Annotated in this window: 13 protein-coding genes; 11 read left to right on the top strand and 2 right to left on the bottom strand. The window is 70.2% G+C overall.

The genetic code is table 11. The annotated features are described in order from the left end of the window. Positions 1-329, bottom strand: a 329-nt coding sequence (locus tag ACWD0F_RS36100) for a PQQ-dependent sugar dehydrogenase (protein ID WP_449884047.1), incomplete at its 3' end; no start/stop codon positions are given. Between the two features lie 114 nt (positions 330-443). Beyond that, positions 444-905, bottom strand: a complete 462-nt coding sequence (locus ACWD0F_RS36095) for a hypothetical protein (RefSeq protein WP_449884044.1) — start codon at positions 903-905, stop codon at positions 444-446. Positions 906-966: 61 nt separating this feature from the next. Here ACWD0F_RS36095 and ACWD0F_RS36090 point away from each other — a divergent pair, with 61 nt between their 5' ends. From ACWD0F_RS36090 to ACWD0F_RS36040, 11 genes are all read left to right on the top strand, one after another. Continuing rightward, a complete protein-coding gene (locus ACWD0F_RS36090) occupies positions 967-1,848 on the top strand; it encodes a proline dehydrogenase family protein (protein WP_449884041.1) in 882 nt (293 codons plus the stop codon). A gap of 16 nt (positions 1,849-1,864) precedes the next feature. Further along, complete coding sequence (gene proC, locus ACWD0F_RS36085; RefSeq protein WP_449884039.1) at positions 1,865-2,659, top strand: pyrroline-5-carboxylate reductase; 795 nt, start codon at positions 1,865-1,867, stop codon at positions 2,657-2,659. A gap of 27 nt (positions 2,660-2,686) precedes the next feature. Next, positions 2,687-4,027, top strand: coding sequence for an efflux RND transporter periplasmic adaptor subunit (locus ACWD0F_RS36080; protein ID WP_449884036.1), 1,341 nt, complete (start codon positions 2,687-2,689; stop codon positions 4,025-4,027). Further along, positions 4,024-4,707, top strand: a complete 684-nt coding sequence (locus tag ACWD0F_RS36075) for an ABC transporter ATP-binding protein (protein WP_449884033.1) — start codon at positions 4,024-4,026, stop codon at positions 4,705-4,707. Before ACWD0F_RS36080 ends, ACWD0F_RS36075 begins: the two co-directional genes overlap by 4 nt. A gap of 167 nt (positions 4,708-4,874) precedes the next feature. Beyond that, positions 4,875-6,041, top strand: coding sequence for an ABC transporter permease (locus tag ACWD0F_RS36070; RefSeq protein ID WP_449884030.1), 1,167 nt, complete (start codon positions 4,875-4,877; stop codon positions 6,039-6,041). A 108-nt stretch (positions 6,042-6,149) separates the two neighbouring features. Next, positions 6,150-7,313, top strand: coding sequence for an acetoin utilization protein AcuC (locus ACWD0F_RS36065; protein WP_449884029.1), 1,164 nt, complete (start codon positions 6,150-6,152; stop codon positions 7,311-7,313). Positions 7,314-7,327: 14 nt separating this feature from the next. Next, entirely contained in the window at positions 7,328-8,107 is a 780-nt protein-coding gene (locus tag ACWD0F_RS36060; RefSeq protein ID WP_449884025.1) for a phosphatase, read from the top strand. A 311-nt stretch (positions 8,108-8,418) separates the two neighbouring features. Further along, positions 8,419-8,622, top strand: coding sequence for a helix-turn-helix domain-containing protein (locus tag ACWD0F_RS36055; RefSeq protein ID WP_043629748.1), 204 nt, complete (start codon positions 8,419-8,421; stop codon positions 8,620-8,622). Between the two features lie 188 nt (positions 8,623-8,810). Then, the gene (locus ACWD0F_RS36050; RefSeq protein WP_018654693.1) at positions 8,811-8,909 is read left to right on the top strand and encodes a 30S ribosomal protein bS22; all 99 of its coding nucleotides are present in this window, start codon (positions 8,811-8,813) and stop codon (positions 8,907-8,909) included. Positions 8,910-8,931: 22 nt separating this feature from the next. After that, entirely contained in the window at positions 8,932-9,927 is a 996-nt protein-coding gene (locus tag ACWD0F_RS36045) for an NAD-dependent epimerase/dehydratase family protein (protein ID WP_449884020.1), read from the top strand. 23 nt (positions 9,928-9,950) lie between these two features. After that, positions 9,951-10,832: a lysophospholipid acyltransferase family protein gene (locus ACWD0F_RS36040; protein ID WP_449884061.1), complete on the top strand. Its 882-nt coding sequence runs from the start codon at positions 9,951-9,953 to the stop codon at positions 10,830-10,832. Positions 10,833-10,896 lie beyond the last annotated feature (64 nt).

Below are 10,896 nucleotides of genomic sequence, written 5' to 3'. Positions count from 1 at the left end.
TACAGGCGCGGGTCGGCCGGGAAGTCGGGGTGCAGGGCCATGCCGAGCAGGCCGCGGTCCCAGAAGTTGTGCACCTGGGTGCGTAAGTCCGCGTACGTCGTGGGCGTGGTGTCGGTGAGCGAGTCGAAGACCTTGATCAGCCCGTTCTTCTCCGCGACGAACACCCGCCCGTCCGCGGCGAACTCGATGTTCGACGGGTGATTCAGCCCGCTGAACACGGTCTGCCGCTGAAACGCCGCCGGCAACGCCTGCGCCGGCGGGCTCGTCAGCGCGATCAAACCGACAGAAACGAGCAGGAGTGCGGACAGGGCGCGGCCAAGCCGTTTCACGGGACCCCCCAGGGATGCGCGGCGTCACCTTCGACGCCCCCGCGCCTCCGGTGCCTGATCGATGTATCGCAAGTAATCGATCAGTTGTCATCAGGGGTGTCCGATGTTGGACAGCTACGGTTTGGAACCGTCCACCAGCTTGCGCTTGCCGAGCGCCTTCTTCAGCTTGACCGTCGTGGTCTTCTCGACCGCGATCATGATGCACGCCATGTTCTTCGCCTTGGGCGAGGCGCCCTCGTACAGCGTGATCGTGACCTTCTTCGCGGTCTCCTTCACCTTGACCCGGTCGAGGACCGTGCACGGCGCGACGCCCGACCACCAGGTGAGCGCGACCTTCTTGCCCTTGGAGACGGGCTTGGCCTTGGTCCAGGCGACCTTGCGCACGTGCACGGCGTCGCCGGTCGGCTTGACCGGCTGAGGGCCCTTGGTGGGCGTGGGTGCGGTGGTGACCGGGCTGGACACCACGGGCGGTCTGGCCGGCGTGGAGGGGGCGGCCTGCCCGGCCGGCGGCGTCGCGCCGCAACCCGTCGCGAGCGCCAGACATCCGGCCAGGAGAGTCGCTGTCAATGTCCGCATATCCATAGGACGGATCAAGCACCTCCCCGGTTCAGCGGTGTGCGGGACTAGTGTGGTCCACGTGCTCCGTCAGGCCATGCTCGCCCTCGCCAAGAGCCGACGCGCCGAGCGGCTCGTCACCACCTCGCCGCTGACCGCTGACGTGGTCAGGCGCTACGTCGCCGACGACATCGGCTCCGTGGTCGCCAAGCTGACCCGTCAGGGCCTCCTCGTCACCGTGGACCACCTCGGCGAGGACGTGACGGACGGCTCGCAGGCCGAGGCGGCCGTCGGGAGCTACCTGTCGCTGCTCGACCTGCTGCCCGCGGGCGCCGACGTGTCGGTCAAGCTCACCGCGCTCGGGCTGCGGTTGTCGGAGCGGCTCGCCTGCGACCACGCCGCCGCCATCTGCCGGGCCGCCGCCGCCAGGGACGTCACGGTGACGCTCGACGCGGAGGAGCACGACACGATCCCGGCGCTGCACGCCGTGCACGCCGCCCTGCGCAGGGAGCATCCCGACGTCGGCGTGGTGGTGCAGGCCTACCTGCCCGACTCGCTGGAGCGCTGCGAGAAGCTCGACGGGGCCCGCGTACGCCTGTGCAAGGGCGCCTACACCGCCCCCGGCGCCTACGCCAGGCCCGCCGACATCGACCGGTCGTTCGTCCGCTGCCTGAAGATCCTCATGGCCGGCACCGGCTACCCCATGGTGGCCACCCACGACCCCAGGCTGGTGCGCATCGCCGCCACGCTGGCGGTGCTCGACGGACGCGACGTGACCGGCTTCGAATACCAGATGCTCTACGGCGTACGGCCGGCCGAGCAGGCCCGCCTGGCCGGGCTCGGCTCCCAGATGCGCGTCTACGTCCCCTACGGCGACGACTGGTACGCCTACCTCATCCGCCGCCTGGCCGAGCGCCCCCGCAACCTGGCCTTCTTCCTGCGGTCTCTGGCCTCGCACGGCTAGCCGATAGGCTGCCAGGATGATTGCGATACTGGGCACGGGCAAGATGGGAGAGGCCCTGCTGTCCGGGCTGTTGCGCGCCGGGTTCAAGCCGGGCGACATCATGGCCACCACCCGCAGGGCCGAGCGCGCGCAGGCGCTGCGCGAGACCTACGGCGTGCGCACCGTCTCCAACGCCGAGGCGGCCAAGACGGCCGACACCCTGATCCTGGCCGCCAAGCCGCAGGACATGGCCGCGCTGCTCGGCGAGATCGCCCCCTACGTGCCGGCCGACCGCCTGGTGATCACCGCCGCGGCCGGCATCACGACCGCGTTCGTGGAGCAGCGGCTCGGGGTCGAGGTGCCGGTGGTCCGGGTGATGTCCAACACGCCGATCAGGTTCGACGAGGCGATGAGCGTGATCTCGGCGGGCGCGCACGCGGGCGAGGAGCACCTCAAGCTCACCGAGGGCCTGCTCAAGCCCGTCGGCAAGGTGCTGCGCATCCCCGAGTCCCAGCAGGACGCGGCGACGGCGCTGTCCGGCAGCGGCCCCGCCTACTTCTTCTACCTGGTCGAGGCCATGGTCGACGCGGGCATCCTGCTCGGCATGCCGCGGGCGGCCGCGCTCGAGATGGTCACCCAGTCCATCGTCGGCGCCGCCGTCATGTTGCGCGACTCCGGTGAGCATCCCGTGATCCTGCGCGAGGCCGTCACCTCGCCGGGCGGCACGACCATCGCCGCCATCGCCGAGCTGGAGCGTCACAGCGTGCGCGCCGCGTTCCTGGCCGCCATCGAGGCCGCCCGCGACCGCGGCAGGGAGCTCGCCTCGGGATGACGGGTCCCCGGCCCTACGATGGGCCGGGTGACGTTACGTCGCGGCCTCGCGCCGCTGCTCGTCCTCTTAGCATTGACCGGTTGCACGTCCGAGGAGCCGCCCGCCGTACAGGTCGGCGACGTCAGACGGGCATCGGTCACCGAAGTCGTCGAGGCGCCCGCCACGATCGGCGCGCGGGCCTCGGCGACACTGCGCTCGCCCGCCCAGGGCACCGTCGCCAAACTCTACGTACGCGAGGGCGACCAGGTCCGCAAGGGCCAGATCCTCGTCAGGATCTCCTCACCCCAGGCCGAGGACCAGCTCAAGCAGGCCCGCAAGGCCGCCGCGGCACCCACCGGCTTCGCCGCCCCCGCCGTGCGGCTCCCATCGCTCGACACCAGGTCGCTCGACCGCGGGATGGCCGCCCACTTCGCCAAGGCCCGCAAACAGGCCAGGAAGGTCGAGGACCGCCGGACGCGCGAGCAGCTCCTCGACGCCATCGACCAGGCGCAGGCCCGGCACAAGGCGCAGACCCGGGCCCTCGCCTCGATGAGCGCCCAGCTCAACCGCTCGATCAGCGGCGTCCTGTCCGGTGTGACGAGCGGCCTGTCCAGCTCCATGGCCTCGCTGCAGGCCGTCTCCGGCACGCAGGCCAAGGCGGCGGTCAAGATGGCCGAGCGCACCGTCAAGTCGCTCACCGTCAAAGCCCCCTTCAGCGGTGTCGTCACGCTGGGCCGCGCGTCCGGCGGCGGCGCCCCCAGCGGCGTCGAGGGCCTGCTCAGCCAGCTTCCCACCGGCGGCCAGCTGCCCTCCATGCCCTCGGGGAGCACCTCCGCCGGCGGACCCGTGGCGACGGGGGTCCCCGTCTCGGCGGGCGACGCCATCGTCACCGTCACCGACGTCTCCAAGCTCACGCTTGAGGCCGACGTGGACGAGACCGACGTGCTGCTCGTCGCCAAGGGCGACAAGGCCGCGGTCGAGCTGGACGCGGTGCCCGGCGCCACCTACCGGGCCGCGGTGACCGGCATCGGCGTCAGCCCCATGGCGGGCGCCACGGGCGGCGTCAGCTACCCGGTGCGGCTCACGCTCGGCCCAGGAACGTACGACGACGGCGCCAAGGCGCCCACGCCCAAGCCGGGCATGAGCGCCGTCACCCGGCTGACCGTCCGGGAGTCCCCGTCGGCCGTCTCCGCACCCGCCGCGGCCATCGTCTCCAGCGGGCGCGAGAGCGTCGTGTGGGCGATCAGGAACGGCGTCGCGGAACGCCGCGTGGTCAAGCTCGGCGCCCAGGGCGACGCCGTGGTCGAGGTGCTGAGCGGGTTGTCCGTGGGCGACCGGATCGTGGTCAAGGGCGCGGACTCCGTACGGCAGGGGCAGGAGCTCCCATGACGCCGGCCATCGAGGCGGTGAACCTCACCAGGCGCTACCAGCTCGACGGCGTGGCCGTGGAGGCGCTGCGCGGCGTGTCGATCCGGATCGACCAGGGCGAGTTCGCCGCCATCATCGGCCCGTCGGGGTCGGGCAAGTCCACGCTCATGCACCTGCTCGGCTGCCTCGACCGCCCCAGCTCGGGCCTGCTCAAGGTGAACGGCGTGGAGATCGCCAGACTGTCCGACACCGACCTGGCCGAGCTGCGGAACAAGACGATCGGCTTCGTCTTCCAGTCCTTCCACCTGCTGGCCAGAACCACGGCGCTGGACAACGTGGCGCTGCCGCTGGTCTACCGGGGGGTCGGCAGGGCCGAACGGCGCTCCAGGGCGCGCGCGGCACTGGAGTCGGTCGGGCTCGGGCACCGCCTGGAGCACCGGCCCTCCCAGATGTCCGGCGGCGAGCAGCAGCGCGTGGCCATCGCCAGAGCCCTGGTCGGCGAGCCGAAGGTCCTGCTGGCCGACGAGCCGACGGGCAACCTCGACACCGGCAACGGGGCCGAGGTCATGTCCATCCTCGACCGGCTCAACAGCGACGGCGGCGTAGCCGTGGTGCTCGTCACCCACGAGCCGGAGGTCGCAGCACACGCCAGACGCCAGATCCACGTACGCGACGGCCTGATCGAACAGGACACGTCATGACACGTCGTCGGGAGAACCGTCGGCGCCGCAAGGCGCCCGAGCGCCGAACGGAGTGAGGCTGTGACCGCGAGGGAGTGCCGTCGTCTGGAGGAGCGGCGGGAGCGTAGCGACCAGAGCGGGGGAAGACGGCGGCGTGAGGCGACCGAGCTGCCGAACGGAGTGAGGCCATGAATGCTGCGCTGGAGGCGTTGCTCGTCAACCGGTTGCGGAGTGTGCTGACCATGCTCGGCGTCATCATCGGTGTGCTGGCCGTGGTGGTGCTGGTCGCCATCGGCACGGGCGCGAAGGACGAGATCGAGCAGCAGATCTCCGGCCTCGGCACGAACATCATCCTCGTCGTCCCCGGCCGCATCAGCCTGGGCGCGGCCCCGACGCAGAGCAAGCTCGGCCTGGCCGACGTGGCGTACGTGCGGCGCGTGGTGGGCGACCCGTCGAAGGTGACGGTCTCGCTGCAGTCGGGGGAGACCGTCCGGGTCGGCAGGACCGAGGCGTTCGTCACCGTGGTCGGCACCGACCAGAACCTGGTCAACATCTTCGAGCGCCCCGTCGGCAAGGGCCGCCCGCTCAGCGAGACCGACGTGGACACCAGGCGCAGGGTGGCCGTGCTGGGCTCGGAGGTGGCCGGGCAGCTGTTCGGCGACCTCGATCCGATCGGGCGGCAGGTGACGGTGTCCGGGGCCAGGTTCCGGGTCGTGGGCGTGTACGCGGCCGTCGGGCAGACTTTCGGGCTCTCCCGCGACCAGGAGATCCACATCCCGGTGACGACCGCCCAGCGGTTGCTCGGCATCGAGCGGATCAACGGGCTCGCGGTCGGCGCCTCCGGGCCCGACGAGATCGATCCGCTGTCGGACAAGGTGACGGCGGCGCTGCGGGCCCGTTATCCGGGCGAGCAGTTCTCGGCGGTGACGCAGACCGCGCTGCTCGGCACGATCGGCAGGGTGCTGGGGATGCTCACCGGCGTGCTGGCCGCCATCGCGGGCATCTCGCTGCTGGTGGGAGGCGTGGGTGTGTCGAACATCATGCTGGTCAGCGTGCGCGAGCGGACGCGGGAGATCGGGCTGCGCAAGGCGCTGGGGGCCAGGCAGCGCGACATCCTGACGCAGTTCCTCATAGAGGCCGTCCTGCTGACCACGATCGGCGGGCTCATCGGGATCGTGCTCGGCGCCGGCGGCGCGCTGGCGATCGAGGCGACGACCGAGGTGCCCGCGTCGATCACGTGGTGGTCGATCGTGCTGGCCTTCGGGGTGTCGGTAGCGGTCGGGGTGTTCTTCGGCGTGGCGCCGGCGCGGCGGGCAGGCCGGCTGGACCCGGTGGTCGCCCTCCGTACGGAATGAGCGGGGCGGGTCCCGCCGGAAGTTTCGGGACTCCGGTTCCGGGCTACGGGGAGGGTCCGCGCTGCGGTAACGTCGGCGCAAAGCGAGGCGGCACGCGGAGGGATGGGCATGAGCCGGTCGGCACGGGTGATCTGGGACGACGCGCTGACCTCCTATGACTTCGGCCCCAGCCATCCACTCGCCCCCGTGCGGGTGGAGCTCACCATGGCGCTCGCCCGCGGGCTCGGCGTGCTCGACAAGGTCGAGGTGACCGGCTGCGCGCCGGCCACCGACGACGAGCTCGCCCTGGTCCACGACCGCGGCTACATCGAGGCGGTCAAAGGCGTGTCCGCCTCCGGCCGGCCCGATCTCGGCGCCGGGCTCGGCACGACCGACAACCCCGCCTTCGCGGGCGTGCACGAGGCTTCCGCGCTGATCGCCGGAGCCTCGCTGGCCGCCGCCCGCTCGGTGTGGGAGGGGTCGGCCGAGCACGCGGTCAACATCGCCGGTGGGCTGCACCACGCGATGCGCGCCACGGCCAGCGGCTTCTGCGTCTACAACGATCCGGCCCTGGCCATCGCCTGGCTGCTCGACCAGGGCGTGAGCCGCATCGCGTACGTCGACGTCGACGTGCACCACGGCGACGGCGTGCAGACGGCGTTCTACGACGACCCCAGGGTGCTGACGATCAGCCTGCACGAGAGTCCGCGCACGCTGTTCCCGGGCACCGGGTTCCCCGAGGAGACCGGGGCCGAGGGCACGGCCGTCAACGTGGCGCTGCCCGCCGGGTGCGGCGACTCGGGCTGGCTGCGGGCCTTCCACGCGGTCGTGCCGCCGCTGCTGCGCGAGTTCGCGCCCGAGATCCTGGTGACCCAGCACGGGTGCGACAGCCACGCGCTCGACCCCCTCGCCAACCTGATGCTGAGCGTCGACGGCCAGCGGGCCGCGTACGCCGCGCTGCACCATCTGGCCCACGAGACGGCGGGCGGCCGGTGGGTCGCGACGGGCGGCGGCGGTTACGAGCTGGTGCAGGTGGTCCCGCGAGCGTGGACGCACCTCATCGCGGAGCTCGCCGGGCATCCGATCGACCCGGCCACGCCGACGAGCGAGGACTGGCGCCGGCTCGTCAGGGAGCGGACGGGTGAGAGCCCGCCGCTGACCATGACGGACGGACGAAGCCCGGAATTTCAGGACCTGTCCGGTGGTTATGACCCAGCGGACCCCATCGACCGTGCGGTCATGGCGACCCGGAACGCGGTGTTCCCTCTGCACGGCCTCGACCCGATGCCCTAGCGAGGACAGAAGCTGTGCTGAGCCGCGACGAACTTCGTGAGCACCTTGTCTACAGCCGCATCGCCGGCGATGTCGCGACGTCCCGCGAGAACAACCTCGACCACTACAGCTCTCTGGCCAACGGCGACGCCTACTACCGGCTGGGGCTGACGTTAGAGCAGCCGTGGTCCTACCGCGACATCCTCGCGCTGATGGCCAAGTCCGCGGGCGTCGTCGCCGACCCGGCGCACCGCTGGGGCCAGGACACCATCGACCCCGACCTGACGATCGACGCGATCGACGCCATGGCCGAGCGCATCGCCGGCGTGTTGTCGCGGCCGAACCCGCGCCTCCTGTTCGCGACCGGGCACCCGACCGGCCTGCTCGCCGTGCACCTGCCGCTGGCGGCGTTCTGCGTCCAGCGCGGGGCGCGCCTGCTGACGCCCGCCGAGGGCTGGTCCTACGCGGGGCGCATCGGCCGTTCGCGCCGGATCCGCTACCTCCAGGACATCGCCATGCTCGACGACAAGGGCGGTTTCGTGCACACCCACGACGCGGCCCCGATGCGGCACATGCTCGCCGAGCTCAATGAGGATCTGCCCGACCTGGTTATCGCCGACCATGGCTGGGCAGGAGCGGCTGGTGAGGCCGGTGCGCCGACGGTGGCGTTCGCGGACTCCAACGATCCGGGCCTCTTCGTCGGTGCGGCGGAAGGCAAGATCGAGGTAGTGGTGCCACTTGACGACAATGTGCTACCCAGGTATTACGGTCCGTTGACCGAGAGACTCGTCACACAGGTCTCACGCGTCCTTTGAGTCTGATTCGGTCATCCCCATACCGTCTTTTCGCGCCTGCATTCCAAGAGGCTCGCTGTCCCTTTGCCAACTTTTGATGGGGCTCGGGCGACTCTTATGTGTGGCAGCTTGGACAGTTCCAACGTCCAAGTGAGTGCTCGATCCGGCTGCTGGCCAGCAACTTTGCTGGATCGGCTGACAAGTGGCTCCGTCGGTTGAGAAAATAGGGGGTTTGCGCACTCGGAGTCCCGACTTACGCTGACGGCAGTACACGTGCGTGAGCAATGGCACCAGTGGGGATAACCCGGAAACACGTGCGGAAGAGGCGTCCGATGGCTGCAGGCGAAAGACCTCTCAGCGAGGTGAAGTTCCTGACCGTGGCAGAAGTCGCGACGGTCATGAGGGTGTCCAAGATGACTGTGTACCGGCTCGTTCACTCTGGCGAGTTGCCGGCCATCCGAGTAGGCCGGTCGTTCAGGGTGCCTGAGCAGGCGGTGCACGATTATCTGCGGGAGGCCTACATCGAGGCAGGATGAAGTAGCGACACGAGAGCTCCCGACGATGGAGCCGGGTCGTGAATTCACTCGCGGGAGAGGCCCGGTCGCGGCAGATGCGACCGGGCTCTCACCCCCCAAGGGGCGATCTACCTCGGATCGCCGGTAGTCTGTGACCCGGTGTGCGCTCGCACTCCGATTCAGCCGTGCTATCAGTACCTGGGGGTCCCGTGGGCTCTGTCATCAAGAAGCGCCGCAAGCGGATGGCGAAGAAGAAGCACCGCAAGCTGCTCAAGAAGACGCGCATCCAGCGGCGTAACAAGAAGTAACCGACGCGGCTGCGAGGCGCTGATGACCCATACCGTGCTTGTCACCGGGGTCTCGCGCCACATAGGCGCCCGGGTGGCGAGCGTTCTCGCGGCAGACCCGGACATCAGCCGTGTCATAGGAGTGGACACCGTGCCGCCCCCCTCGCTGACGCGAGACGGCGGCATCTCTCTCGGGCGGACGGAGTTCGTCCGGGTGGATCTGCGCAGCCCCGACATCGCCCAGGTGATCGCGGCCGCGGACATCGACACCGTTGTGCACATGAGCCTCGTCAGCGCTCCCTCGCGGAGTGCCGGCCGGGCTGCGATGAAGGAGCACAACGTCATCGGCACCATGCAGCTGCTCGGTGCCTGCCAGCGGTCGGCGACCGTGCGGCGCGTGGTGGTGCGCTCCACCACCGCCGTCTACGGCTCGTCGCCGCGGGACCCCGCGGTCTTCACCGAGGACCTGGAGGCGCACGACAGCCCGAGCCACGGCTACGCCAAAGACGCGGTCGAGGTCGAGGGCTACGTGCGGGGTTTCGCGCGGCGCCGTCCTGATGTGACGGTGTCGCTGCTGCGCTTCGCCAACTTCATGGGTCCTGGCGTGGACTCGCCGCTGACGCGCTACTTCACCCAGCCGGTGTTGCCGACCGTGTTCGGCTTCGATCCGCGGCTGCAGTTCGTCCACGAGGACGACGCGGTCGAGGTGCTGCGCCGGATGGCGTCCGAAGATCACCCCGGCACGTTCAACGTGGCCGGGGCAGGCGTGTTGCTGCTGTCGCAGTGCGTGCGCAGGGCGGGGCGACTGTCGTTGCCGCTGTTCTCGCCCGCCTTCAAGGCGCTCGGCAACGCCGTGCGCCGGATCGGGCTGGTCGAATACTCGCCCGAGCAGCTCAGGCTGATGAGCCATGGCCGTGCGGTCGACACCTCCGAGCTGGAGGCCGTGCTCGGCTGGAAGCCCAAGTTCACGACCGGGGCGGCCTTCGACGACTTTCTGCGGTCGCGGAGCCTGCGCCCGTTCGGAGGTGTACGGAGTTGAGCGTTCCCGGCGACGACCCGCGGGTGACCCCCATCAGCGCGGCACCGTCCTTCGCCGAGCCCGAGCCTGAGCCCGAGCCGCTGGCCAAGCTTCTGGCGTTCGTCCGCAGGCGCCTGACCGGCGACTACGAGGTCGACGAGTTCGGCTATGACGCCGAGCTGACCGACAAGGTGCTGCTGGAGCTGATCAGGCCGCTCTACAACCACTGGTTCCGGGTCGAGACCCTTGAGCTGAAGAACATCCCGGCGGAGGGCGGCGCGCTGGTCGTCGCCAACCACTCCGGCACCCTGCCGATCGACGCGCTGATGATGCAGGTCGCCATGCACGACGACGTCGGCAGGCCGTTGCGGCTGCTCGGCGCCGACCTGGTCTACCAGCTTCCGCTGCTCAGCCACCTGTCGCGCAAGACCGGCCACACGCTGGCCTGCCGCGAGGACGCTGACCGGCTGCTGCGCAAGGGCGAGCTGGTCGGGGTGTTCCCCGAGGGCTTCAAGGGCGTCGGCAAGCCGTTCTCCGAGCGTTACAAGCTGCAGCGGTTCGGCCGCGGCGGCTTCGTGGCCTCGGCCATCCGGGCCGGCGTGCCCATCGTGCCGACCGCGATCGTGGGCGCCGAGGAGATCTATCCCAAGATCGGCGACCTGAAGTTCCTGGCCCGGCTGCTCGGCCTGCCCTACCTGCCGATCACGCCGTTCTTCCCGCTGCTCGGCCCGCTCGGCCTGGTGCCGCTGCCGTCGAAGTGGCTGATCGAGTTCGGCGAGCCGATCCGCACCGACGAGTACGAACCGTCGGCGGCCGATGATCCGATGCTGGTGTTCAACCTCACCGATCACGTGCGCGAGGTCATCCAGCAACTGCTCAACGAACTGCGGCTACGCCGAGGGCACGCCTTTCCGCCGTTCCGCTGACCCGGCGCACCCGCGGAGCAGGATTTCGGCCGGCCCGGTGCCCACGCCGTGAACCCGGCAGGCG

The organism is Nonomuraea sp. NPDC002799 (assembly GCF_053592075.1).
This window is presented reverse-complemented; position numbering and strand designations above follow the sequence as displayed.

Coding starts and splice junctions, on each gene's coding strand:
- ACWD0F_RS36095 (WP_449884044.1), bottom strand. CDS start 905: ATGCGGACATTGACAGCGACTCTCCTGGCCGGATGTCTGGCGCTCGCG.
- proC (WP_449884039.1), top strand. CDS start 1,865: ATGATTGCGATACTGGGCACGGGCAAGATGGGAGAGGCCCTGCTGTCC.
- ACWD0F_RS36075 (WP_449884033.1), top strand. CDS start 4,024: ATGACGCCGGCCATCGAGGCGGTGAACCTCACCAGGCGCTACCAGCTC.
- ACWD0F_RS36070 (WP_449884030.1), top strand. CDS start 4,875: ATGAATGCTGCGCTGGAGGCGTTGCTCGTCAACCGGTTGCGGAGTGTG.
- ACWD0F_RS36065 (WP_449884029.1), top strand. CDS start 6,150: ATGAGCCGGTCGGCACGGGTGATCTGGGACGACGCGCTGACCTCCTAT.
- ACWD0F_RS36055 (WP_043629748.1), top strand. CDS start 8,419: ATGGCTGCAGGCGAAAGACCTCTCAGCGAGGTGAAGTTCCTGACCGTG.
- ACWD0F_RS36045 (WP_449884020.1), top strand. CDS start 8,932: ATGACCCATACCGTGCTTGTCACCGGGGTCTCGCGCCACATAGGCGCC.